The organism is Candidatus Methylacidiphilales bacterium (genome assembly GCA_033875315.1).
Lineage (GTDB): Bacteria > Verrucomicrobiota > Verrucomicrobiia > Methylacidiphilales > CAZTYG01 > JANRJG01.
This window is the reverse complement of the sequence record JANRJG010000014.1, coordinates 62,422-86,441: the sequence shown is the minus strand read 5'-3', so window position 1 is coordinate 86,441 and position 24,020 is coordinate 62,422. Positions and strand designations below refer to the sequence as shown.

At 58.5% G+C, this 24,020-nt stretch carries 18 protein-coding genes; 11 read left to right on the top strand and 7 right to left on the bottom strand.

Annotation, left to right across the window (positions count from 1 at the left end; genetic code table 11):
• The first annotated feature begins 47 nt into the window (after positions 1-47).
• The 6 genes from SFU85_04980 to SFU85_04955 all read left to right on the top strand — a co-directional run bounded on the left by SFU85_04980 (position 48) and on the right by SFU85_04955 (position 10,351).
• Complete coding sequence (locus SFU85_04980; protein ID MDX6766122.1) at positions 48-1,019, top strand: hypothetical protein; 972 nt, start codon at positions 48-50, stop codon at positions 1,017-1,019.
• Between the two features lie 26 nt (positions 1,020-1,045).
• A complete protein-coding gene (locus tag SFU85_04975; protein ID MDX6766121.1) occupies positions 1,046-2,884 on the top strand; it encodes a heparinase II/III family protein in 1,839 nt (612 codons plus the stop codon).
• Between the two features lie 59 nt (positions 2,885-2,943).
• Positions 2,944-4,239: a GDSL-type esterase/lipase family protein gene (locus SFU85_04970; protein MDX6766120.1), complete on the top strand. Its 1,296-nt coding sequence runs from the start codon at positions 2,944-2,946 to the stop codon at positions 4,237-4,239.
• The gene (locus SFU85_04965) at positions 4,236-5,918 is read left to right on the top strand and encodes a glycoside hydrolase family 2 TIM barrel-domain containing protein (GenBank protein MDX6766119.1); all 1,683 of its coding nucleotides are present in this window, start codon (positions 4,236-4,238) and stop codon (positions 5,916-5,918) included. Before SFU85_04970 ends, SFU85_04965 begins: the two co-directional genes overlap by 4 nt.
• A gap of 102 nt (positions 5,919-6,020) precedes the next feature.
• On the top strand, positions 6,021-8,708 hold the full coding sequence (locus tag SFU85_04960) for a hypothetical protein (protein ID MDX6766118.1): 2,688 nt from the start codon (positions 6,021-6,023) through the stop codon (positions 8,706-8,708).
• Positions 8,705-10,351, top strand: coding sequence for a glycoside hydrolase family 43 protein (locus SFU85_04955; protein MDX6766117.1), 1,647 nt, complete (start codon positions 8,705-8,707; stop codon positions 10,349-10,351). Before SFU85_04960 ends, SFU85_04955 begins: the two co-directional genes overlap by 4 nt.
• A gap of 124 nt (positions 10,352-10,475) precedes the next feature.
• On the opposite strand, the gene SFU85_04950 is transcribed toward SFU85_04955, so the two are convergent.
• Positions 10,476-12,935: a DNRLRE domain-containing protein gene (locus tag SFU85_04950; protein ID MDX6766116.1), complete on the bottom strand. Its 2,460-nt coding sequence runs from the start codon at positions 12,933-12,935 to the stop codon at positions 10,476-10,478.
• Positions 12,936-13,003: 68 nt separating this feature from the next.
• Here SFU85_04950 and SFU85_04945 point away from each other — a divergent pair, with 68 nt between their 5' ends.
• From SFU85_04945 to SFU85_04935, 3 genes are all read left to right on the top strand, one after another.
• Positions 13,004-14,020 carry a LacI family DNA-binding transcriptional regulator gene (locus tag SFU85_04945; protein ID MDX6766115.1) on the top strand — a complete coding sequence of 339 codons (1,017 nt, stop codon included), beginning with the start codon at positions 13,004-13,006 and terminating at the stop codon, positions 14,018-14,020.
• Positions 14,021-14,092: 72 nt separating this feature from the next.
• A complete protein-coding gene (locus SFU85_04940) occupies positions 14,093-14,791 on the top strand; it encodes a hypothetical protein (GenBank protein MDX6766114.1) in 699 nt (232 codons plus the stop codon).
• 12 nt (positions 14,792-14,803) lie between these two features.
• Positions 14,804-16,003 carry a DUF4350 domain-containing protein gene (locus tag SFU85_04935; protein MDX6766113.1) on the top strand — a complete coding sequence of 400 codons (1,200 nt, stop codon included), beginning with the start codon at positions 14,804-14,806 and terminating at the stop codon, positions 16,001-16,003.
• Positions 16,004-16,092: 89 nt separating this feature from the next.
• Here the strand turns inward: SFU85_04935 and SFU85_04930 are convergent, their stop codons facing one another.
• From SFU85_04930 to dnaX, 5 genes are all read right to left on the bottom strand, one after another.
• Positions 16,093-16,881 (bottom strand): GNAT family N-acetyltransferase, encoded by a 789-nt coding sequence (locus SFU85_04930; protein MDX6766112.1) that lies wholly within the window; start codon positions 16,879-16,881, stop codon positions 16,093-16,095.
• A gap of 139 nt (positions 16,882-17,020) precedes the next feature.
• The gene (locus SFU85_04925; protein MDX6766111.1) at positions 17,021-17,632 is read right to left on the bottom strand and encodes an HAD family phosphatase; all 612 of its coding nucleotides are present in this window, start codon (positions 17,630-17,632) and stop codon (positions 17,021-17,023) included.
• 101 nt (positions 17,633-17,733) lie between these two features.
• A complete protein-coding gene (recR, locus tag SFU85_04920) occupies positions 17,734-18,333 on the bottom strand; it encodes a recombination mediator RecR (GenBank protein ID MDX6766110.1) in 600 nt (199 codons plus the stop codon).
• A 71-nt stretch (positions 18,334-18,404) separates the two neighbouring features.
• A complete protein-coding gene (locus tag SFU85_04915; protein MDX6766109.1) occupies positions 18,405-18,716 on the bottom strand; it encodes a YbaB/EbfC family nucleoid-associated protein in 312 nt (103 codons plus the stop codon).
• Between the two features lie 102 nt (positions 18,717-18,818).
• Positions 18,819-20,522 carry a DNA polymerase III subunit gamma/tau gene (gene dnaX, locus SFU85_04910; protein ID MDX6766108.1) on the bottom strand — a complete coding sequence of 568 codons (1,704 nt, stop codon included), beginning with the start codon at positions 20,520-20,522 and terminating at the stop codon, positions 18,819-18,821.
• A 70-nt stretch (positions 20,523-20,592) separates the two neighbouring features.
• On the opposite strand from dnaX, the gene SFU85_04905 reads away from it, so the two are divergent.
• Complete coding sequence (locus SFU85_04905) at positions 20,593-21,351, top strand: DUF3108 domain-containing protein (protein MDX6766107.1); 759 nt, start codon at positions 20,593-20,595, stop codon at positions 21,349-21,351.
• Between the two features lie 26 nt (positions 21,352-21,377).
• Here SFU85_04905 and SFU85_04900 read toward each other — a convergent pair whose 3' ends face one another.
• Positions 21,378-22,751 carry a dipeptidase gene (locus SFU85_04900; GenBank protein MDX6766106.1) on the bottom strand — a complete coding sequence of 458 codons (1,374 nt, stop codon included), beginning with the start codon at positions 22,749-22,751 and terminating at the stop codon, positions 21,378-21,380.
• Between the two features lie 100 nt (positions 22,752-22,851).
• On the opposite strand from SFU85_04900, the gene SFU85_04895 reads away from it, so the two are divergent.
• Positions 22,852-23,994, top strand: a complete 1,143-nt coding sequence (locus tag SFU85_04895; GenBank protein MDX6766105.1) for a hypothetical protein — start codon at positions 22,852-22,854, stop codon at positions 23,992-23,994.
• Positions 23,995-24,020: the final 26 nt, after the last annotated feature.

The window sequence follows — 24,020 nt, the reverse complement described above, 5'->3', positions numbered from 1 at the left end:
GCCACGGGGCTCTTGTTCGCTATGCAGGGTAATGATAGCGTTTGCATATGAAGAAACTTTTGCTCCATCTACCTCGTCTGTTGGTCGCTTCAACGTGGGCGATCTTCGCTCTAGGCACCATCCAAGCCCTACAAGCCCAAACTGTGCTGTTGAACCTCAATTTCAACAGCGACACAGTAGGCAACAGACCCGCCGGGTCAACCGCTGTAGAGCCCGTGACCAACACGGGCCCTGCTGGAGGTGCGTCCGGTGCGCTAAGCGCCATCTCTGCTGGGGGTGACGTGGGTTTTGTGACCACAGATAGGGCTACCCTTGGCAACACCGGGTCCGGCAATGCCCTGCGTGTTTTTGACATGGGCAATGCGACCACGACCGCAGTTGTGAATTTTGGTTTGTCGGGTGCTTCCACAGGGCCAATCACTCGGATATCTTTTGATTTTGCCGCAACCAATTTTACCTCAACACTTGGTACTGCGGGTATTCGTTTATCTTTTGGCAACAGCACACTCAATGCTGCAAGTTCTGGCAGCACGGCTAATCTGGCCAGACTATCACTCGTTCGTGATGCAACCACATCATCGCTTTATTCTATTGGGGCCAGCAACAACACCTCCGGAACATTAACAAACACTACTCTGGGAACTGCAACTGGATTCAGCGGGGGATTTTGGCAGGATGCCTCGGTCTTGATCTTCATCAACGACGAAGAGTCCACTCAGAGTTATACCCAAAGCAGTTCGACTTACAATCTCGCGGCTGACACTTATGATGTCTGGGTCAATGGAACAAAGTTGACCTCTACCCCCTTCGCGCTGCGCAGCGATACCGGACAAAACAACCGGATCACCGCCCTCTCCATTGCCAGCCAAGGAACGACACAGGCCGGTGCCGATTGGATTTTTGACAACCTGAATGTCCAAAGCATTCCCGAACCGGGGACAGGTTCACTGCTTGCCGGGGGGCTAGCGCTGATGGTGCTCTTGCGTCGTTCCCTGCGCCGTCACCCCAAGGGTGTATGAGGTGCATTCTGATTCCGGACCAAAAAATGTCCGGGATCTCCACCGATTGCCTGGCATGGAAGCCGCGCGTGGTCGCGCCGTCAGATGTTGGCAAATGGGCTGCCATCACCGAATCCCTTCATTTCCGAGACTTGGCTGGTTTCCTGGAAACAACCACGCAGAAGTGGTCCGGGGAACCGCCGCCCGCCATTCCAAGTTCGGTTTATGGTGATTTTGCCCGGACCGGAGATCGCCGAAGCTGCGAGACGCCCTACCTGGAGCGCCGACAACGCTTTGCCGTTTTTGCCATGACGGCCCTGCTTTACCCCCAGAATTCCACTGCGGAGGCTGCGTTGTGGCGGGAATGGGAGGCCATTCTCGCGGAATCCTCATGGGCACTCCCGGCTCACGTTCCTGATCCATCCGGGGTGGATCCCACCTGCATGGATTTGCATTGCAGCCTGACGGCCGCCGACTTGGCGGAGGCCCTTTCTGTTCTCGGCAGTCGGGTACCGTCTGAGATTGCCACTCGCACGCGTCAGCGACTGGATTTCCTTTTTGCCTGTTACGCAGGTCGCGTTCCCTGCCATGACTGGGGCTGGTTTCGTTGCAACCACAACTGGAACGCCGTCACCCACCGCGGAATCGTCGGCGCTGCCCTGGCAGTCTGTGAGGATGCGCCGCTGTTGCAGGACATGATCACCCGCATGAGGAAAGGATTGCCCTGCTACCTGGGTGGGATCGTGGACGACGGAGGCTGTTCGGAGGGGCCCAGCTACTGGGCCTACGGCTTCGGACAGTTTGCCCAATTGAACCGTTTGATCGAGGCCCGCACTGAAGGAGCCTGGAGCCTCTTCGAAGGCTCCCCAAAGATCAGGCGCATCGCGGAGTACGGGCCGCGCTTTTTCATGGAAACCGGGGATTTGGTCAACTTTGCCGATGCCCCAAGCCGGACGTTATACGCCAATCCCGCGCTCTGGTCTTACCTCGGATGTCGGCTGGATCTTCCAGCCTGCTTGCACATGGCCGCAGTTTCACTTCGTGCCTTCCAGGAAAATCCCGCCATGCTTCTCGATGAGGAACATGGCCGTTTTCACGGCTTGATCCGGTTCTTCTCGATGGAGGTTGCAGATGTTCCTCCGGCCCCTGCCTCCGTCAGGCGCCGCGGTCTATTGCCCGATCTCGGAGTCTGGATGGACGAATGGAGCGTCGAAGGTGGGGGCGTCATGACCGTCGTGGTCAAGGGCGGCCACAATGCCGAGCATCACAATCACAATGATTGCGGCACGGTTCTCCTTTTCCTGAACGGCCATCGCCTGATCGGGGACCTCGGGTATCAACGTTACTCCAAGGCTTATTTCCGCCAGGGACGATACAGTTTCCTGGCGACACGATCGTGGGGACACGGAGTGCCGGTGGTGAACGGTTGTGAACAGTTACCGGGAAAGGCCGCCGCTGCCTCGCTTGTCGGCTGCGACTATGCCCATGAAGAATCCTGGGTGGAATGGGACCTGACCCGTTGCTACCCGATGGATTGCGGCGCCTCTTCGATCCGACGGAAGGTGACGATCTGTGCCGAACCACTCAGGGTTCGTGTGCAGGATTCCTTTGAATTGCAGCGTCTCGATTCGCTCGAAACCGCCCTGCTGACCCATGGCGAGGTCGAAAGATTGGAAAATGGGGCCATCCTGTCAACCCGCGGCCAACGCGCCCTGCTCAGCCCGCTGGATGGTACATCGTTGGAGCGGATCGACGCCCTCGAATATGAAGACCGCGTTGGCGCGCCGATCCTTGCCCGCCGTCTTCAATGGATCGCCAACGACGCATTGAGTCCCCGAATTTCGCTTGGTTTTGTGGTCACATTTCCGGAAAGGTTCGCCCTATGAGAGTTGTCTGCACCGTGTTGGGAATCGTTGCATTAACGACCTTGGGAAAGGCGCAGCCGATGCTTCCGTCCGGCCCGCCGACGGAGGGGGCGTTGTATGTTTACAGCCCGCAGGTCGTTTTGGGCGAGACTGCCGTGGGACTGGATGCGGTTGTTTTGGGTGGGAAGTCTAAATCGTTCGAACTGGCCTGGAGCCAGGTGAGTGGACCGGAAGGCGCCGTGATCAAGGATGCCCAAACCCGTCGAACCCAGGTCGATGGCCTGGTTGCCGGACACTACGTTTTTCGGATCACCTCGCGCAAGGATGGCACCACGCTGGACGAAAAGGACTTGGTCGTTGAAGTCCGTGAAAAACCGGGTGGAGGGGAAGTTGTTCCCTGTCATGATCCGCGCATCCGCATCATGGGCCGGATCAGTGCGGAGAAACCGGGATTTTACGGGATCGGCTGGCCGGGAGTGACGCTCAAAATTCGATTCACCGGAACTTCGCTGCGGGCCCGGCTGAAGGCGGGTTGGGGGCCTCCGGCCAAGTTTATGGCCATCATCGACGGCAAGGAAGAACAAGCCGCCATCATCCCTTTGGACATGCGCAAAGTAGTCCTGGTTTGTGAGGGATTGCCGGACGGGGAACACTCCTTGGAATTGGTTCGTATGGACGGTGCTTGGTCCGGAACTGCGGAATTCGCGGGATTTATCCTCGACACGGGCGCTCGATTGTTGGAGCCGCTGCCCCCACCTCAGCGCCGCATTGAATTCTACGGTGATTCCATCACCGATGGATCGAGCATGGAGGGGTATCCGCACAACCATCCCTACCGGGCCTACGCCATGTCGACGGCGCGTCTCCTCGGTGCCGACGTGCATTTGGTCGCCAAGGGAGGATTGGGGCTTCTCAAAGGATTTGCGCTTCCCCAGACGCTTCCCACAATTTATGACCGCGCGCTGCCCATGAGCAGCGAGACCCTTTGGGATTTCTCGAAATGGACGCCCCAAGTGGTGGTCGTTAACATCCTGCAAAACGACAAGTGGACGGCCAAAGACGTGCCTGCTGAAGATTTCATCCGTGTCTACCGGCAGTTTTTGCAAACTTTGCGTTCGCGTTACCCCCGTGCCCTGATTATCGCCGCCCTCGGGAGTATGGATGCCGTTTCGGAAAAAAGCCCATGGCCGGTGTATTTGAAAAGCGCGGTGGACGGATACATTTCGAGTTCTGGAGACCGCAGTGTCGATTGTTTTATTTTTCCACACTTGGCACAGCACGGACACCCCTCTCCTGTGGAAGCCGCGGAGATGGCCCGTCTTCTGGCCGATTTCATCCAAAAGAAGGGCGAAATCATCTGGAATACTAATTTATGAAACATCACCTCAATCCCTCTCAACTACTCGATGGAATCTGGCGCTTCGCATTTCTGGGGGACAACCCTTGGGAAGATCTCCCCGGACGTGAATGGCAGTGCGTTCCGGTCCCGTCGGCATTCGATGCACTACCCGAGCACGCGGGTCGGCGTGGTTTGGCCGTTTACGAAACGGAGGTGTGCGCCATACCGGGACGTCCTTTGTTATTGCAATTCGGGGCAGTCTCAATGTCGGCCAGAGTTCTCGTCGATGGAACGGAGATGTTTTCGCATGCCTGTGGTTATTCTCCGTTTTCGGTGCTGGTCCCCTCCTCAACCAGCACTACCCGACGTCTGACAGTCATTGTCGACAATCGCTTCTCCTTCGAGAGCCATCCGATGCATGAGGAGTATTTCGATTTTTACCAATATGGCGGCATATTGCGGAGTGTTTCCGCACGCTCCCTGCCTGCGGAAGGTCCCCATGTCCAATCGGTCAGGGTTCTTCCCACCGAGTCCTACCGTGAGGGGGAGGTGGAAGTTACGTTGCAAGTCGGGTTGGTTGCCGGGGAATGGAGCGCCCGTTTGGCAGTGAATGGCTTGGATTGTGGGTTATTGCGCTCCCAGGAAGGATCAGTGGCCTCACTGCGGGTAAGAAGCAGGGACCTCAGATTGTGGAGTCCTTCCAACCCGGTGATGCAGACCCTCTCCGTGACCTTGCTGGACCATTCGGGAAGACCCATTGATGATGCCAGTGTGTCCTTCGGACTCAGGCGGATCGAGTCACGGAACGGACATTTGTGGCTGAATGGCGAGCGTCTAGTTCTGAAAGGTTACAACCGCCACGAGTGGCATCCCAATTCCGGGCCCTGCACCTCTGTCCTTCAGATGGCTGCAGACCTGCAGCTTCTCCGCGGCATGGGATGTAACTTCGTCCGCGGTTCTCACTATCCCCAAGATCAGCGATTTCTCGATCTCTGTGATGTCATGGGCATGCTGGTCTGGGAAGAGAATCTCGGCTGGGGGCAGCGCGAAAAACCTTTCGCCAGCGAAACCTTCCGGCGGCACCACGCCGAAACACTGCGCAACATGGTTGTCGCTAGTTGGAACCACCCCTCGATCATTCTTTGGGGTTTTCTCAACGAGGCGGGGACGGACCAAGAGTATTGCGGTGCTGTCATCGAGGAGTCGGTGCGCATCCTCAAGGAGTTGGACCCCTCCCGGCTTACCACCTATGCCAGCATGTTCGGTAAGATCGACCGGCATTTTGACAAGGTGGATGTGATCAGCATCAATCAATACCCGGGTTGGTATTGTTGTGAGGGGCACCCGTCTCCGCTTGATCTCGTTGCGCCGGGCATTCTCGATACGGTGGCCACGATCGATGCCCGCGGATACACGCACAAACCCATCATCATTTCTGAAATTGGAGCGGAAGCACTCTACGGCTGGCGTGACCCGCATAACGATTTTTATACGGAACATTATCAAGCCCAATACGTGCGGCGTGCCTGCGAGACCGTCCTTGGGAATGACCGCCTGAGTGGCATCGCATTGTGGCACTTCAGCGATGCCCGCACCTACGGGGGAGGGCGGTCCATGGTCCGCCCACGAACCTTCAACAACAAGGGATCCTTCGATGAGTATCGACGGCCTAAGGCGGCGGTTCAGGCTGTTTCCGAAGTTTTCCAGCGGTGCTGATTCGGGCCCAGCTTTTGAAGAAAGTGGGGTGCCGGCAGACTTGTCAACGAGTTGATAAACAGGCCATTCGCGAACGGTCGGTTTGTTCGTTAAACTTAAAAAATGACGTTCACTTCTTGGCGGCCAACGCTGGCCATGTTGCTGGGAGTTGTCGGCCTACTTGGCGGCGATAGCCTTGCCCAGACGCCCTATTCGGGTGTTCCGGTGGCGGTTCCCGGTCTGGTGGAGTTCGAGCGTTATGATCTCGGCGGTTCGGCGGTGGCCTACAACGACCTGACCACGGGTAACGCCGGGGGAGCCTTCCGCGGAGATGACGTAGACATTTCTGCTGACGCCAGTGCTTCTGGCGGATTCGCGGTTTCCACTGCTGCTGTCGGGGAATGGTTGCGGTTTACCGCAAACGTGTCGGTCAGCGCTGCACGCCCCTTCGCGAATTTGACCGTGCGCTACCAAGCAAATTACGAAAAACAGATACGGATACTTCAGAATGGAGTGGTCATTGCTTCTCCGGTGCTTCCTGCAGTGGCTTCCGGATGGGGAAACATGACTGTGGAAAAAGTCCCTCTCGTTTCCGGCACGAGCCAGAATCTGCGCGTCGAAGTGGTGGACTCGGGGGGCAACGCCCTCTTCTGTGACAAAATCACCGCCGCCGCCGCCGAACAATGGGACGTTTTAGATGCCGGAAACGGCACTGTCGCCCTCCGCTCCGTTCTCTCGGGAAAATTCCTGCGGGTGACCAGCAAGGACCACCAAATTTACGCCGCCAGTGCAGGGATCCTAGGAAACCAGGAAAAATTGGAATGGGCTGACTTGGGTGGTGGCCAGATATCTTTCCGTTCGATCAACAGCAATACTTACATGTCGGTATCAAATACAACCAGCAGCGTAGCCATCAAATCGGCCGGGGTGACGAGCAATAATCAGCGATTCACCGCCGACAACTTGGGGCCCACGCCCGGTGGAACGCCCGGCACATATCCTGTCGGTTACCGGGTTGCCATTCGCAGTGTGCTCGTCTCGCGTTATCTTTCCATCGCCAATGATCCCAATTTGAAGCTAGACTCTTTCAAAATCGATCAATGGTTCAACCGTTTTCCGGTGGTCAAGGCCGGATTCAATCGGACCCTTGCCTGGCCGTCTGGCAACGTCACCCTTTCCGGAACCGCGCAGGAACTCGATCCCAGTGGTGCTATCGCCACTCGAGGTTGGCGGCAAATCAGTGGTCCTTCCACCGCCACCCTCTCGGCTCCATCGACTAGCACCACCTCCGGGATTGAAACCACCACGCTTCAAGCCTCCAGCCTCCAGCCGGGAATCTATGTTTTCGAATTCTTTGCCACCGATGACATGGACGACCGTAGTGCCTCGCGGATGGAAGTCGCGGTCATCCAAGAAAGCCAGCATACCTTGGTGCCGCCCAACGACAGTCGTATACAATACTTCGGCCGGGTGCATGGCGTTGGCACCAGCACTGTGCAATTCGGATGGTCTGGAGCAGGGCTGCGACTCAGGTTTGAGGGAAATTCCCTCACGCTCAAACTCGCGCCGGGCTCCTGGCCCAGCACCAATCAGCAGTACTACGCCATCATAGACGGGGACGACACCAACCCCCGGGTCATCAGTCCCCTGGATACGGAAACCCTGGCTCATATCGCCACTGGCCTTTCTCCCGGTCCCCACCAAGTTGAGATTTACTCCCTCTCCGGTGCTTGGGTGGCCCCCGGCACCTTCAGCGGAGTTTTGCTCGGTCCGGGCACGACCCTGCTCAGCCCGCCAGTGGCGTCCTCGCGCCGTATGGAGTTTTACGGAGACTCCATCACCGAGGGCGGACTGATGCCGGATCAGGAACTGACCAATACCTATCGCGCCTATGCCGCGACCACTGCCCGGAAAATGGGTGCGGACGCCCACATCATTTGTAAAAGCGGGCTGGGCCTGGTCAAAACAAACAATGGCGGGGGCAGCTCTTTAGAGGGCCTTTACTGGCGGTCAATGCCCAATAATAGCACCGCTTCGTTCGACTTCAATTCCTGGATTCCCCAGGTGGTGGTGATCAACATCATGCAGAACGACAAGTGGCTACAAGGTTCCACGCCCGACCAGGATTTCATCGATGCGTACGTGCGGTTTCTCCGCCTTCTCCGGGCACAGCGCCCTTATGCCCACATTATTTGCACCCTCGGGTCCATGGATGCCACGTCCCCCGGAAGCAAGTGGCCCGGTTTTGTGCAGACGGCTGTCAACACCCTGCTGACCCAGGACAACGACGCCAAAATCCACACCTTCTTCTTCACCTATTTGGGATCGGGCACGGGTCACCCCAGCACCGCCCAAGCGTCTGACATGGCCGACGCCTTGAAAACTTTCATCGAACAATTGCCAGTCAATGTTTGGGAAAGCGGCAGACCGGCTTCTGCGGGATACCGCGCCTGGGCTCTCACCCATTATCCGATTCTCCACGCCTCCGAGGCCCTGCCCACTGCCCCCGCCGGTAGGGGGGAGGCGACCAACTTGCAGTATTATGCGGCTGGACTCGATCCGGCAGATCCCACCCAACGACCGATGCCGGATTGGACCCCGGATGTAGACTCCGGCGGGTTTGTCTTCCGCTTCCGAGCTCAGGCTTCGGAATTGAATTACCAAGTGTTGATGTCCACCAATTTGCTAAATGGCAGCTGGACTCCAGTTCCCTGGCCCCAGATCTTGGAATCGGATGGATGGCGATCCGTGCAAATTCCCGGAAGTTACGCAGACAAGATGTTCCTCCAGCTGAGTGTTTCCATGCCGTGACCTCCTTTTTGTTGCAAAACCCCGTATTGCCGGGGTTTCATCCCGATCCCTCCTTCTGTCGCGTGGGGGATGACTATTATCTCGCCACCTCCACCTTCGAGTGGTTTCCAGGTGTGGCCCTGCATCACTCCCGCGATTTGGTGCATTGGCGTCCGATTGGCCACGCTCTGACCCGCCGATCGCATTTGGACCTGCGTGGGGTGCCCGATTCCGGGGGTTCGTGGGCGCCTTCACTCAGTCATGCGGACGGCCTCTTTTGGTTGGTCTATACGAATGTGGTGACAACGGGCAAGGGTCGCCCCTTCAAAGACATGCGGGTTTTTCTTTCCACAGCTCCTAACATCGAAGGTCCCTGGTCGGACCCAGTGCGCCTCAACTCGCTGGGGTTTGATCCGTCGCTCTTTCATGACGAAGACGGACGCAAATGGATCATCAACCTGCGATGGGATCATCGCCCGGGAAGGCATCGATTCGCCGGTATTGTGGCCCAGGAATACGATCCCGTTGCCCGCCGTCTTGTGGGTCCTTTGCATGAACTGATGCGCAAACCGGACAAGCTTTGTGAAGGACCCAATCTCTACCGGCATAGTGGATACTATTATCTCATGCAGGCCGAGGGAGGCACCGGTTGGCGGCATGGCATCAGTATGGCCCGCTCCCGCCAACTCTTGGGCCCATACGAGCCTGATCCGCAACCCCTCATCCTGACTTCGTGGGAGGACCCGGACCATCCCTTGCAAAAAGCCGGCCATGGCGAATTGGTGGAAACCCCTGCTGGCGAATGGTGGCTGGCCCACCTTTGTTCCCGGCCCTTGCGCACAGGCCAGGCGACAACCTCATCCACCGATCGACATGGGGGGGATTTCTGTGTGTTGGGTCGCGAAACGGCCCTGCAACGGGTTGAATGGACAGAGGATGGTTGGTTGCGTCTGGCTCAAGGTGGTACGCTGCCCTCGCTTTCTTGGCCGGCTCCCTCCGGTCTTAAGCCGCATCCATGGCCGTTGGAGCCCCAACGGACCTTGTTTACTGGCCCCGGTCTCGACGCACGCTGGCAAACCTTGCGCGTGCCCGCGAGCGAGGATTGGCTTTCGTTTACCGCCCGGCCCGGATGGTTGCGGCTGACCGGACGCGAATCCCCCCAGTCCCTCCATGAACAAAGTCTGATCGCCCGCCGACTGACCTCATTCGCCGCCACTGCCACCGCGCGCGTCGACTTCAGTCCAACCCAATTCACCCAATTTGGAGGGTTGGTCTGCTGGTATGACACGCGGACATACTTCGCATTGCAGATCACGCATGACGAAGTTCAGGGACGCATGCTCTGTGTCACTGTTGGCGATGACTTGGTTTACAGCGAACCAGAAGACGCGCGACGGTCCATTCCCGACTGGCCTTGTGCCGTTTGCCTGCGGGCGCGCATCAACCACGGGGCCTTGGAGTTTTTCGCCTCGCCGGATGGCAATGAATGGACTCCCCTGGGAGGCATTTTCGATGCACATAAACTTTCGGATGATTATGGCTCTGCATTCCACTTCACCGGGGCCATGATCGGCCTCTCCTGCCACGACGTGGCCGGCCAGGGGGCTAGCATGGATGTGGAATGGTTCGAGCTGGATGTTCCAGGAACGTCTGCGATATTCTGACCCTGGGATACAAATATCGTACGCTTCTCAATTCGTTAGACAACAATAGCGTAAACACACAAGCAGCAGTCCTTTTGAAAGGACTGCCGCCTGGCATGTGAAGTGACTGGTTGGGGGTATCCGGTCAAGGGGTGATATCAAGTTGTGGACGGCGATCCACGAGGGTCTGTTCTTTCGTGCCGTATCGATTCAACCCACCGGCATTCTTGGAGTAGACCCGGAAAGAGACTTTCCCCGAGGCGATGGCGGCCTGCACTTGGGTGGTGACATCCCGAACGACATCTTGGCCGATGACCGGAACGAAGGATGTTCCGATATCCGCGGAGGAGCCGGGGCGGTTGTTCCAGGTGATTCCGGCTTCTGTCCAGTTGTTCGGAGCCAGTCCCAGCCAATTGGCACGATTGTTGGCATCGACGGATGTCGGATACAAATAGAGTGTGGCTTGCGACGCCGAGCTGATGCCCGTCAGGTCGAACTGGTAGTAGCATTCCTTGTCGCTCCCGGAACCGGTCAATTTGACCTGGGTTTCGGTGGCGGTGGCGTAATTGGCATTCGGCGATGTCTGGTTCACATAGGCGTCGGCCGAAGCCACGAGTGACGAGGGCTGTGGAACCCGGGTGACGACCAGTTCGGGACGATAATCCGAAAGGGCCTGATTGCTGCCGTAGCGACAATCGGTGCTGTTCGCGCTGGCTAGGAGCAGTGACAAGAGCTTGTCCGGGTTTGCGACAGCTGCCTGGGCCGCCGCGGTGATATCGATGACGTTCACGCCACCGAGCGCTGCAGCGGGACTCCAGGTGGCGAGAGCGGTGCCAGAACTGGCGGGAGGTGGCGTGTTCCAGGTCATGTTCTCCTGCCAGGTGTTGTTGCCCACCAATTCGAGCCGGTGGACATTGCTCGAGCCCGCCACCGCCACCGGATAAAGCTTGAGTTTGGCGCTCAGGATGTTTCCGCCCAGATTGGAGAGGTCGAATTTCAGGAAGGAACGGGTGCTCGTTGAGTAAACACGCAATTCAGGCGCTGTGGAATACTCCGTGGTCGGGTTGGCCGAACGGACATAGGTGTCTGCCACCGGGAAACGGCTGATGACATTGGGGTTGGGGACATCCTCAAAAACAATCATTTTGATGGCCCTGGCCGGACAGGGCAGGGAAAGCGTGCCTCCGGTGTAAGTGCCGGTGGCCGATGTCAGCACCCCGTTGTTGGTGCCGGTCGCATCCACGAAATCCGTGATGGTGTAGACTGTATAGATGCTGTTCGTTGGGACCCAGTTTTCGGAGAAAGTGACGTTTGCCACGTAATCTGTGCCGGGCTGGAGGCCGATGGTGCCGGCGTAGGTGATGTCCGAGGTGTTGACAAAAAGAACGGCTTTTTTGTTCCCGTTTTTGACCGCGTAAAGGTTGAGGCGGGTGGTGTCCGCGGACGTGGTGCCGACACTGGTGCCCACCAAGTGCTGGTTGGCCAGATAAAGCATGTGCCGGGACGAGCGGATGGCGTAGGTGGCATAGCCGTTGATCAAACCAAAGTCGTTGTTCCTGTCGTTGAACCACTGGAATCCCGCGGCATCCGGATTTTCTCCCACTGATTTGCAAATCAAGGCAAGCAGGTTGGCTCCGAGGATGGTCGGCATGTATCTGGTGGTGCTGTCCACGCCGCCATCACTGAAGATGTTGGTTTCCCCCACATAAATAGGTATGGTGGGTGAGTAGCCCTTGGCTTTCATCAGGCCCCGGGCCCAGGTTGAGCGGGTACCAATGTTGCTGGCTTGGTTGTAAATGTAGTCTGAAGCAGGATTGTATCCGCCGGTCGAATAAAAATGGAGGGAGAAGAAACCCAGGTTGGGTTTCACGGCGTTCAGCCACAGGTCCAGATTGGCCTGCTGGCTTGAGGAGGGGTAGGGGTTTTGCAGGGCAGGGCCCCCAAGGACAATGCTGTTGTCGACGGCTTTCATGGCCACAGCGCAGCGATTGAAGATATCCGCCAAATCCGTTCCCCCACCCGCGTAGTCGTAAGCGTAATCCCGCTCATTCAAGGGTTCCCAGTATTTGACGTTGAATGAGTTGGTTATGTTGAGGATCCGCACAAGGTCTGCGCAGAATTGGGCATAGGTATCACGCATGTCCACGGTGCCGCCACCGCTTCCGGAAGATCCGGTATCGAGACGTCCGTCATTGTTGGTATCCATCCAGGACGGCCAGTTGGGTATATTCTGCATCACCTGGCCTGCGCGGCTGCGGATGTTTCCGTAGACGGATACGATCTTTGCGGCGTCCCAGGTTTGGGTGGTGTAATTGACCCACAATTTCTCGGGCTCGTTTTGGTTGTAGATCGTGTAGGCGTGCACCCTCACCATCCCGAGGTTCAACGAGGACAACTGGGACTGGTAGGTGGCATTGGCCGACGTGACGGAGCTGACCCCATCCCAGATATTGAGTTGGTAGGTTTCACTCGTGTTGACTTTGCGATCGGCCCGCCAGTTGACATTGAGGGCCACCGGGGTTTGGCCTTGCAGGCTGGTGACCAGCCCGAAGGCCAGGCTGGTTGCAGTCGTAAGCAGACGGCGGAATAGTAGTTGGGCTTTCATCAAAGTGATCATTACTACTTTTGATTGCAAAGGATCAAGGCCCGGGCTACTCAATGTTGAGTGATTCTATGGCCAACGGACCTTCCCTGAGGGACATCGCCGACAAGACTGGACTTTCCGTTTCCGGGGTGTCACGGGCCCTGCGGGAGGATGCGAGCATCCCGCAAAAAACCAGGGATCGAGTGTTGAAAGCTGCGGCATCCCTTGGTTACTCCCCGAACCCACAGGTTTCCATGCTCATGGCGGAAATCCACCGCCGTTCTCCGGTCAAATACCGGGGCACGCTGGCATGGGTGCGTATGACCAGCCGGTGGCCCGAGGAGCCTTACACGGCGCGTTGCCGAAAAGGAGCCGAAGAGCGCGCCCGAACATTGGGTTACACCCTGGATACGTTCAGTGTCGACGACCTTTCCCGCACACGCTTGAACGTGGTCCTGAAGGCCCGGGGCATCCAGGGGGTTTTGGTGGCGCCCCTGCCCCACAGTCGTTATCACCTCGTGTTGGATTGGAATGCATTTGCCGGGGTGGCTATTGGGAATTCTCTGCGTCGCCCCCTGCTTTCCCGGGTGGTCAACCACCAGTATCATAGTGTGCAGGTGGCCCTGCGTGAAATGAGACGCAGGGGATACCAGCGCCTGGCCCTCTGTCTGAATCGAGAAAATAGCGCCCGCACGGATCACAATTGGCTGGCCGGGGCGCTGGTCCACCGGCATCTGCTGGGAGCGGAAGTTTCCGTCATGTTGATGCGCCAATGGGACAAAGCCCGGAACGGCATTTTATCCTGGCTCAGGCGCACGCGTATCCAGGCCGTCCTCTCTCCCCACGCCCCGTTTCTGGAGTTTCTCCGGCAGGGTGGCTTGAACATACCCAACGAAATGGGGTTTGCCTGCCTGGATTTATCCCCGGAAAACACCTCTGCAGGCATCGATCAAAGGCATGACCAAGTCGGCCAGATCGCTGCGGACATGCTGATCGGCCAGATTCTCCGGCGAGAGTCCGCCGTCCACACCAGGCCTGTGGCCACGCTGGTCGAAGGTAGTTGGAAAGACGGCGACACCCTGCCGCGGCGTCGAATGGAACGGTAAAGCTCCCCGGTCACTCAACGAGTTGAAGAATAAAGAAATGTCAATGCCATCAACAAAGTGTAAGCTGACACCATGATCTCCTCTACAGCGCGACGCCACTCGCCCCTCCAGGCATTCACCCTGGTGGAGCTGCTGGTCGTGGTCGTCATTTTGATACTTTTGGCTGCCTTGGGACTGCCCACCATCCGGTCCGCGAGAGAGAAAGCATCAGCGACCAAATGCGCATCCAACTTGCGTCAGATCGGTATAGCCATGCAGTTGTACGTGGGCGACAACGATTACACGCTTCCCGGTGTATTCTGGACAAGCGCCCGAGGCCAGCAGAGCTACGTTTATTCTAACCAAGACTCCGCTTCGGTGGGACGCGTCCTCGCCCGTTATTTGCAGCCGTATTTGAACACCAAAGCCTCCACCAACAACGGATACCAAGAGTCGGATTTTTTCAAGTGTCCCAGCTACATGCAGAAGGTTCCAGCTTCACTTGTCCGGGCCTCCCGAGTTCCCTATATTGCCAATAACGGCGACGATGGTTCCGTGAAAGATTCCAGTGGCAATGTGCTCAGACCTTTTGGGGTCTTTGGCGGGGCCGGCCCCATGAAAATCACAAGCTTGGCCACCGTCGTGGAATTGTCAAAGTTATGGGCATTACAAGATTTGGATGAGGACAATCTCATGGGCAACAAGCCCGGTTGGATTCCGTCTGATCCCATCCATGGATCCTACCGCAACACACTTTTCTTTGACGGTCACGTCGAGGCCATCAAACGGTAATCCATGTCCTGCGTGGCCCGCCATCCTTTGATTACCTTTGGATGGTTGGTTGCGTTTGCTGCTTCTCTGGCAGGTGATGCTATTTCTTCTGCGCCCCCGGTGAAGGTGCTTTATCTTTACGGGGATGTTTCAGAAAATGGTGCCATCCCTTCTCTGGAAAGCGGGCCTTTCCACCAGATGCGGATCACTGATTCCGGTCCCCGCGGACTATCACTTTGGCGTCAAGCCCTTGAAGAAATCGGCTGCGAAGTTCAGGAGGTCTATGATGTGGAGGCGAAACTCAACCCGAAAGATTTGGCTCTCTTTCATGTGCTCGTCCTTGGATCCAATCAAAAACGATTCACAAAAAACGAACAGGAAGCCGTGACCGGATGGATCGAGGCCGGAGGAGGATTGATTGCTTGGTCCGACAGCGCCTTCGGGGGGCACTATCGCAAAGTTGGGCTCGACAACACACGGGGGCGCGACAGCGACAATGATCTAACCGCTCAATTTGGCCTCACTTTCCTGACTGACAACGGCGGCGGAAATTACATGGTATCCGATTACGAAGAGGACCACTTCCTCAACGATTTCCAGCGTCACGGCGGGGTGCGCTTCAGGGGCGAGGGTGTCAGCGCCGTCCGCACCCGCCCGCCCGCTCGGATGTTGGCCCGCTTGCAGTCCGGCTCATTGGGGGGGAAACTCAAGGTCAATGCCGTGGATGGTGATTACAGCCCCGAAACCGATGCGGCACTCGCCGTGGCCGAAGTGGGGCTGGGACGTTTGGTGGGCACCTTTGACCGTAATACATTTTGGAATAGCGGTGAAGGGACCAAGATTGGAGATGCCGACAACCGCGAGTTTGCCCAGCGCCTTGTTCTTTGGGCTGCACAGCGGGAAAAGTATTGGCCACGCCAAAAATCACCAACACCGGCTCCTCCTTCACAGGCAATAGCCAGCTTCCACGTCGAGGCCGGTGAGGATCAAGTGATTGAATCGTCCGGTGCCGACCTATCCGGTCGGGTCATCGGCTTGGATCTTGCCCAGCGTGGTGTGACATTGGAATGGAAAGGGCTCTCCGGACCGGCACCCATTGAATTTGAAAACAACAATGCCCGTGCTTTGAAAGTGCGTGTGCATTTTCCTGCCAAAGGTATTTACGAGATCGCGCTTTCGGTCAACGTGGGCGCTACTGAGAGGAACGATAAGGTACGCGTCACGGTGCGTTGAATCTTGGATTTCAGGCTTGGTGGGGGCCACCAGACTGAGGTCGTCACCTACCGGCGTTATAAATGTATGAGCTTATGTCACCCGTGGCATCAGTTCAAGGAGGGGCCTCCGACTTTAGGTGCAAGTCCTTTTTTGAAGCATAGGATCCGTCCGCTTTGTATGAAGCCGCAAGCTTTGTGCGCCGAGGCGCTGGCGTGGTTTTCCGGTGCGCAATCGCTGGCCAGCTCCATCAGACCGCGATCGCGCGACCAAGCTTCAGCGCCCAAGACCAGTGCGTGGCCGACGCCTTTCCGCCGGTGTTTTTCCTCAACCCACCATCCTTCGATGTAGGCCACGGGGGAGGAGGTGCAGCCCTCGGCATAGCTGCGCAAGCCCAACTCCAGAAATCCGGCTGTGCTGCCGTCCTTCATTGCGGCGATCAGTACCACGGCATCCGTGCGGGGCTGCGAGAAATAGGCCCGGGTTTCCCGGGCATGGCCGCGATGCCCGGGCCAGAGCTTGCGCCTCATGCGAAGCCAGGACATCCGGTCGGAAGGAACGGCATTGCGCACGGTCACGGGTGCAGACGGGTTCCTGGATTTAGATGGGTGTTTTAACTTGGGGTGACTCCGGGACGGCGTGGTTTGGAGGATGAATTGTTGGATCGAAGGAAAGAGCGGGTGGGCTTGCTGGGCCCGGAGCAGGAGGCGGTTGCCCTCCCTTCGCGTCCGGACGAGTCCGGTTTTTTCCAGCACGGACAGTTCATCCTGCAAGGTTCCGATGGCCACGCCGCACAGGCGCGCCAGCTGCCGCAAGTGGACCTCGGCGCCGGCTCCGTTGAAAAGCACACGGAACACCCCGGCCCGCACCCGCGGAAAAAGCATCTCCAGCGTTTTCATTGTTCTCACACCAACCCAATGAAACACAGTTTGTATGGATTATCCATACAAACGGATTTGTTCTTTTTGGGTAAGGGTTGTGAAGGCGAAGGCGGAGCCGGGAAGGGGGTGCGGATGAGGTGGAGGAGGTCTGTCTGCTTCAGACGCCGCGAAGATCGTAGCTTTGCAGGGCCAGACGCAGGTTGACGTCGGGCCGGAGATGGATGGTCTGCCAGCCGTTTCGGGCCACGGCCTCGATGTTCTCTTCCCGGTCGTCGATGAACAGGCTCTCGTATTTATCGGCCCCCATTTCCTTCAGGGCCTGTTCGTAGATGGCTGGATGGGGCTTCATGCAGCGGACTTCGTGGGAATAGAATTTTTTGCGGAAAACCGGGAAGAAGTCGTATTGCTTTTCGAGGAAGGTGACATGCGCTTCCGAGGTGTTGGAGATGATGGCCAGGGGGTAGAACTGGGCCAGGCATTTGGCCATCTGGATGTGTTCCTCCAGCGGGCTGAATACGTCGCACCAGATTTCCCGCAGTTCCGCCGTGCTGCCTTCATAACGGTATTCCGCCTTCATGCGGGTGAAGAACGTTTCCGAATCGATGTGGCCGGTCTCGTATTCGTCGATCAGACCGTTGAGCCGGTAGAATTCCTGCGAGACCTCGTCCGGGGTCAGGGGGGACTTCTGCATGATCTTGCCGGCGGCGATGGAGAAATCGAAGTCGACCAGGACCTTGCCGAGATCGAAGAAGATATGGGAAATTTTCATTCGGGGTTGAACAGGAGGTAACGGAGACAATGGGGCAAGGCAAGTTTTGCTTTATAACAAGTGAATCTCTCTCCTGCTTTGTCAGCTTTGTTGCCTGCTGTTCAAAGTTCCTTCCGGTCCTGGAGGGCGTGGGTGAGGGTGAGAGCGTCGGTGTATTCGAGGGAACTGCCGATCGATACCCCGGTGGCCAGCCGGGTGACCTTGACCCCGAGCTGTTTCAATTCCCTGGTGAGATAAAGGCTGGTGGTTTCGCCCTTGGTGTCGGCACCGAGTCCGAGGATCACCTCCCGGACCCCGTCCCCGCGCACCCACCGGAGCAGTTCGGGGATGTGCAGTTCTTCGGGACCGATGTCGTCGAGCGGGGAAAGACAGCCGCCGAGCACGAAGTAGTGCCCCTTGAAGGCACCGCTTTTCTCAAAGGCCAGGACATCGGCGTCGTGTTCGACGATGCAGAGAAGGGCGGGGTCGCGATGGGGGTCGTCGAACATGCTGCTGCGGCCGTTTTCGGAGAGGAACCGGGACTTGGTGCAGGGACGGATGTGTTGGGCGGCCTGGAGAAGGGACTCGGCCAGTCGGCCGGGCAGACCGGGATCGGTCTTGAGCAAATGGAGGGCCATGCGTTCGGCGCTGCGCGGACCGACTCCGGGAAGCTCCCGCAGCGCGGCGATTAATTTCCGCAGACTGGGGGGATAGTCGAGCATGGGATTTGAGATTAATGATCTAAGATTTAAGAAATGCGGAGGAAAAAAATCTTAAACCTTGCTTCCTAAATCTAAAATCCCGGCAGTCCGAGGCCGGCGGTCAGTTTGCCCATTTCTTTCTGGGCATCGGTCTTGGCCTTGGCGGAGGCTTCGCGAATGGCGGTGACGATGAGGTCCTGGAGCATCTCGGGGTCGTTGGCGGCGTCCTTGACCAGGTCGGGGCTGAGGGTGAGCGACTGGAGTTCGCCGTCCCCGGTGGCCACGGCCTTGACGGCGCCGCCGCCGGCGGTGGCTTCGTATGTGCGCTTGGCCAGTTCAGCCTGGACGGTTTGCATCTGGGCCTGCATCTGCTGGGCCTGTTTCATCATTTTGGCAATGTTCATAAAATTTTTAACAGGAGCTAACGGAGGAAACGGAGCAAGGCAATTGGAACTGGTCTAAACACGAACCGAATGCATCGCTCCGCTATCTCTGTTTCCTCCTGTTCAATTGTCTTTGAGGGCGACAATCCGGGCTTCGAAAACTTTCAAGGCTTCTTTGATCAATGGGTCGTTTTCGAACTCGGTTTTGTCCTTGGGTGGCCCGGCGGGCGTAGCGGGGCTGGGGGTTGCATTGCTGGTCGGCTGGGCGGGGTGTGCCGGGGCGGGGGACGGTTCGGGCGCGCGTTCGACGTATTCCATGTGCAGAGTGGCCGAGCCGTCGAAGCATTTTTTGATCTCGGATTCGAGGGTGGTGCGTGAGGAAGAGGACTTGAAGTTTTCGAGCAGGGCGGCACTGGCGGTCATGCGCAGGCGGACGGCGGAGCCCACGCAGCCCAGAAATTCGCAGTTTTCCAAGACGCGCCGTAGCATGGCATCACGGCTTCGCAGGCCGCTGGCGACACGGGACCAGGCCGCCGCCGGATCGGAGGGGGGAGTGGGGGCGGATTTGGGGGGTTCGGGGGTGGGGGTGGAGGTTGGAGCCGGTTTTTCGGGCGGTGCCGGCGTGATGGGAACATACGAGGGAATGGGTGATTGAGTGGTAGAAGGGGCAGAGACGGACGGGGTGGCGGTATCCGGTGCGGAGCCGGTGAGGTGGCGGATGAGGGCCTCGAGGGAGACTTTCTGCTTTTGTTCGGCCAGGCGGACCATGGTGATCTCAAAGACCACGTCCTTGACCAGGGCAAAGCGGATGCGTTCCTCCAGTTGTACCAACTCGTCGATCCAAGCGAGGAGGAGTTCGCGCGAGGGCAGGGGTTGGAGGTTCTGGAAGTGATGAAGTTCGGCTTCTTCGAGTTCGGCCTTCGAGAGGTCGGGGGAGACGACGTGGACGAGGAGGTTGCGGTGGTAGCGGAGGAGTTCCTGCGTGAGGCGGACCAGATCCTTGCCCTGGTCGACGAGGGCGCGGACGCGGCGGATGGCGAGATCGGCGTCGCCGGCCTGGATGGCCTCGGCCAAGTCCCAGATTTCGCGCGAGCCGGTGAGACCGAAGATTTCCAGGACGTCTTTTTCTTCGATTTTGTTTCCGCAGAAGCTGATGAGTTGGTCGAATGCGGATTCGGCATCGCGCATTCCGCCTTCGGCATTGCGGGCGAGGAGGCGGAGGGCGGACTCGCTGACGGTGATGCTTTCCTTGTCGGCGATCATGCGGAGCTGGCGCGCGAGGTCGGCATCGGAGATGCGCTTGAGGTCGAAGCGCTGGCAGCGGGAGACGATGGTGGCGGGGAGCTTGTGGGCCTCAGTGGTGGCGAAGATGAACTTGGCGTGGGCCGGGGGTTCCTCGAGGGTTTTGAGCAGGGCGTTGAAGGCCCCGATCGAAAGCATGTGGACCTCGTCGATGTAGTAGACCTTGAATTTTCCGCGGGTCGGACCGAAGCGGACGGCGTCGTTGAGTTCGCGGATCTGTTCAACACTGTTGTTGGAAGCGCCGTCGATTTCGATGACATCGAGCGAGCGGCCCTCGGCGATCTCGCGGCAGATTTCGTCGTTGGGGTCGAAGTCGACCTTGGGGCCGCCGGTGCAATTGAGGGCTTTGGCGAGGATGCGGGCGATGGAGGTTTTGCCGATGCCGCGGGGACCGACGAAGAGGAAGGCATGGGCGATGCGCCCGGTTTCGATGGCGTTGCGCAGGGTGCGCACGACATGGTCCTGTCCGACGAGTTCGGCGAAGGTGGCGGGCCGGTATTTGCGGGCGAGGACCTGATAACTCACAGCGGAGAAAGATAGTCACGGGGGGTGAAATTCAAACTGTTATTTTTCGCCGGACAGGCAGAGTGCACAGATGAAATGGATCGGATGGTGGGGGGCATGGGTGTTGTGGGTGCCGGGGATTTGTCCGGCCGGAGTGGTACCCTGGGCCGGGGGGGAGACGATGCATTTCGAGGTGCATTGGGGTATGGTGGTGGCGGCGGAAGCGGTGGTGGCGGTGACGCCGGATGCGGAGGGATGGCGGGCGGAGATGGAATTGAAATCGCGCGGGCTGGTCGAGACCCTGTGTCCGATCCGCAGCCGATGGGTGTCCCGGTTTTCGCCCGGGGCGGAACGGTCATACGGGTTGGAAGCGGACCGCAAGGAGGGCGGGCGTGAAAAGCGCAACCGTCTGGTTTTGGATGCGGACCTGCGGCGGGGGGTCTTCACCAATCTGCTGGAGCAGAAGGAGAAGGTTTTTGAACTGCCGGACGACAATTGCCAGGACATCCTCTCAATGTTTTTTGCGGCACGGGCGGCGGATTGGACTGCGGAGAGGGTGAGGGAGTGGGATGTGGGCGAGGAGCAGCGGCTCAAGCGCGTGCACATCGAATTGGTGGAGGATGAAGTGGTGGCCGGACCGGACGGGACGGACCGGGCATGCCTGGTCTTGGTGGTGCGGGAGATGGCCGACCGGAAGGGGCACCTACCGGACAAGCCCTTGCGGATGCGGATCTGGGTCGAAAAAGAGGGCCTGCGCCCGTTACGCGCACAGTTGAGTTTTGTTTACGGGACGTTCCGGATCAGTCGAGTCGACGCTCCTGAAGCCGTGGCCCCTGCCCCTCGGGATTGAAGTCCGGTGGGGTTTGGACGGCGGAATCATTGGGCCGCGATGGCACGGAGCAGGTGTTGGTTCAAATCCATACCGGCGGCGAAGTTTTCCAAGGGGAAATTTTCATTGGGTGAGTGGCAACGTGAGTCGGGCAGGGCCAGGCCGAGGAGGAGCGTGTCGACGCCGAGGATTTTTTTGAATCCATCGGTGACGATGGGGATCGAGCCCCCCTCGCGGATGAGGGCGGGTTCGGCACCGCCGAAGGTGTCGCGGAGGGCGGTCTGGGCGGCCTTGCCGAAGCCGGCGTTGGGGTTGACTGCATAGGGGGCACCATTGTGCCCGTGTTCGATGTGGAGCGTGACCGTGGGCGGGCAGTGACGGCGCAGGTGGGCTGCCACTTGTTGCTGGATCTTTTCCGCATCCTGTCCGGGGACGAGCCGGAAACTGAACTTGGCCGAGGCCCGGCTCGGCAGGACTGTTTTAGATCCTTCGCCTTGATAGCCACCGGTGATGCCGTTCAATTCGACCGTGGGGCGGGCCCAGGTGCGCTCGAGGGTGGAATACCCGGGTTCGCCGAAGGGCGCGGGGGAACCGGTCAATTGCAGGAGCGCGGTTTCATCCAGGGGCAGCCGGGCCCAGGCTTCCCGTTCCCAGTCTTCGAGCGGTTGGACGTCGTCGTAGAACCCGGGGATGGCGATGCGGCCGGAAGGTTCATGCAGGGTGGCGATGAGCCGTGAGAGTTCGGTGATGGGGTTGGCCACGGCGCCGCCGTAGATGCCGGAGTGGAGGTCCTTGTCGGGACCGGTGAGGGTGATTTCCAGGCAACTGATGCCGCGGAGGCCATACGTGAGGGTGGGTATGCCCCGGCCGATCATTCCGGTGTCGGATATGGCCACGACGTCGCAGGCAAGGTTTTCCCGGTGTTCGTGGAGGAATGCCGGGAGGCTGGGGCTGCCGATTTCTTCTTCGCCCTCGATGAGGAAGATGAGGTTGACGGGTATTTCGCGACCGGAGGCGATGGCGCGTTCGACGCCGAGGATGTGGGCCAGGATCTGGCCTTTATTGTCGGTGGCGCCACGGGCGGTGACGATGTTGTTTTCGATATGGGGTTCAAAGGGATCGTGGTGCCAGAGCTCCAGGGGGTCGGCGGGCTGGACGTCGTAGTGCCCGTAAATGAGCACGGTGCGTCGCCCCGGATGGTAGAGGGTGCGGGCGGTGACGATGGGGTGGCCCGGGGTGGGGTGGACGGTGGTGACGAGACCGGAGCGGCGCAGGCGGGCCGCGACCCACTCCGCGCAGGCGGCGGTGTCTGCTTTGCGGGCTGGGTCGGTGGAGACGCTCGGGAAACGCAGGAATTCGAGGAGGGTCTCGACAGAGGCGGCATCGGGTTGGGGCAGGGGGATTGGGGTGGACGGTGACATGGTTTGCAATCTCGGGGTTATCGGGAATAGTGGAGCAGTTGGGGAACTCCCACAACGTAAACCAATCCGCAAACCGTCAAAGGAAAATAGGAATATTCCCATGCACAGTCCGACCTATCCTGAATTCAATCTTGGCCGCCTGCTCCAAACCGTCTTCGAGCCCGAAAAAGGCGAGCGGGTCTGCATCCTGATCGACTTGAACGACCCCCGGCAAGTGATCGATTTTGGATTTCTGAAGGATGACGCGCTGACGATCCAGCGTTACGCCCATGATGTCTTTTACAAGGGCCTGCAGAACGGGGTGCTGGCGGAGTTGGGACTGAAGGGGGGGGATTTCTATGCTTACGAACTCACCGGGGGAAGCAATCTCGACCTCAAGGATGAGGCTTACGCACCCGACGGCCGCAAGCTCAGTCTGGAGAGGGATATTTATCCGAATTATGACATCGTACTTTGCATCAGCACCTATTCCGCCACGGCGCCCCTGACGGCCCAGGCCAAGAAAATAGGGTTCCGTGGGGCCACCCTGCACGGGGTCAACAAGGTCATCCTGGAGACCGGGCTTGCGGTCGATTACAACCAGGTCAGTGCCACGGCGGAAAAGCTCCGTTTGGGTATGACAAAGGCGGATTGGGTCGAGATTGACTTTGTCGTCCAGGGCTCGAAGCACACCCTCAAGCTCATCCTGGACCGACAAGAGGCACAGAAGAGCCACGGCCTCTGCCGGGGCAAAAAACCCGATGTGGCCAATCTTCCCGCCGGGGAAATCTACTTCGTGCCCACGGGAGCGGAAGGCGCCTTTCCGATGAAGTATGAGGATGGCACGCTGGGCCTGATGAAAGTTGCCGGCGGCCGCATCATTCACGCCAGTCTGATTGCCGGAAGTTTGCAGACCATCAGCGACCACCAGAACAAGATCATCAACGACCCGATGACCGGTGAGATCGGGGAACTCGGGTTCGGCACCCAGATCCTCCCGTTCAGCGGGCGCGACATCCAGGACGAGAAGGTGCGCGGCACCCTCCATGTGGCCACCGGCCGGAGCGACCATTTGGGAGGCCACCTGACCCCGGACAAGTTCAAGGAAGCCAAAAATGCCACCCATGACGACATCCTTTTTGCACCGCACAAGACACCGGAAATAGCGGTGCCCGAGGTGCGGATGTTCCGGGAAGGGAAGTTGCAGGTGCTCATCCGGGATTACCAACCGGCGGAATACATGAACAGCCTGCTGGCGGTCTGATTCCGTCCGGGTCCGTTATCGCTTGC

What these genes read in the sequence shown, in the direction of transcription:
- SFU85_04980 (MDX6766122.1), top strand. Translation starts at nt 48, where the DNA reads ATGAAGAAACTTTTGCTCCATCTACCTCGTCTGTTGGTCGCTTCAACG.
- SFU85_04975 (MDX6766121.1), top strand. Translation starts at nt 1,046, where the DNA reads ATGTCCGGGATCTCCACCGATTGCCTGGCATGGAAGCCGCGCGTGGTC.
- SFU85_04970 (MDX6766120.1), top strand. Translation starts at nt 2,944, where the DNA reads ATGCTTCCGTCCGGCCCGCCGACGGAGGGGGCGTTGTATGTTTACAGC.
- SFU85_04965 (MDX6766119.1), top strand. Translation starts at nt 4,236, where the DNA reads ATGAAACATCACCTCAATCCCTCTCAACTACTCGATGGAATCTGGCGC.
- SFU85_04960 (MDX6766118.1), top strand. Translation starts at nt 6,021, where the DNA reads ATGACGTTCACTTCTTGGCGGCCAACGCTGGCCATGTTGCTGGGAGTT.
- SFU85_04950 (MDX6766116.1), bottom strand. Translation starts at nt 12,935, where the DNA reads ATGAAAGCCCAACTACTATTCCGCCGTCTGCTTACGACTGCAACCAGC.
- SFU85_04945 (MDX6766115.1), top strand. Translation starts at nt 13,004, where the DNA reads ATGGCCAACGGACCTTCCCTGAGGGACATCGCCGACAAGACTGGACTT.
- SFU85_04940 (MDX6766114.1), top strand. Translation starts at nt 14,093, where the DNA reads ATGATCTCCTCTACAGCGCGACGCCACTCGCCCCTCCAGGCATTCACC.
- SFU85_04930 (MDX6766112.1), bottom strand. Translation starts at nt 16,881, where the DNA reads ATGAAAACGCTGGAGATGCTTTTTCCGCGGGTGCGGGCCGGGGTGTTC.
- SFU85_04925 (MDX6766111.1), bottom strand. Translation starts at nt 17,632, where the DNA reads ATGAAAATTTCCCATATCTTCTTCGATCTCGGCAAGGTCCTGGTCGAC.
- recR (MDX6766110.1), bottom strand. Translation starts at nt 18,333, where the DNA reads ATGCTCGACTATCCCCCCAGTCTGCGGAAATTAATCGCCGCGCTGCGG.
- SFU85_04915 (MDX6766109.1), bottom strand. Translation starts at nt 18,716, where the DNA reads ATGAACATTGCCAAAATGATGAAACAGGCCCAGCAGATGCAGGCCCAG.
- SFU85_04905 (MDX6766107.1), top strand. Translation starts at nt 20,593, where the DNA reads ATGAAATGGATCGGATGGTGGGGGGCATGGGTGTTGTGGGTGCCGGGG.
- SFU85_04900 (MDX6766106.1), bottom strand. Translation starts at nt 22,751, where the DNA reads ATGTCACCGTCCACCCCAATCCCCCTGCCCCAACCCGATGCCGCCTCT.
- SFU85_04895 (MDX6766105.1), top strand. Translation starts at nt 22,852, where the DNA reads ATGCACAGTCCGACCTATCCTGAATTCAATCTTGGCCGCCTGCTCCAA.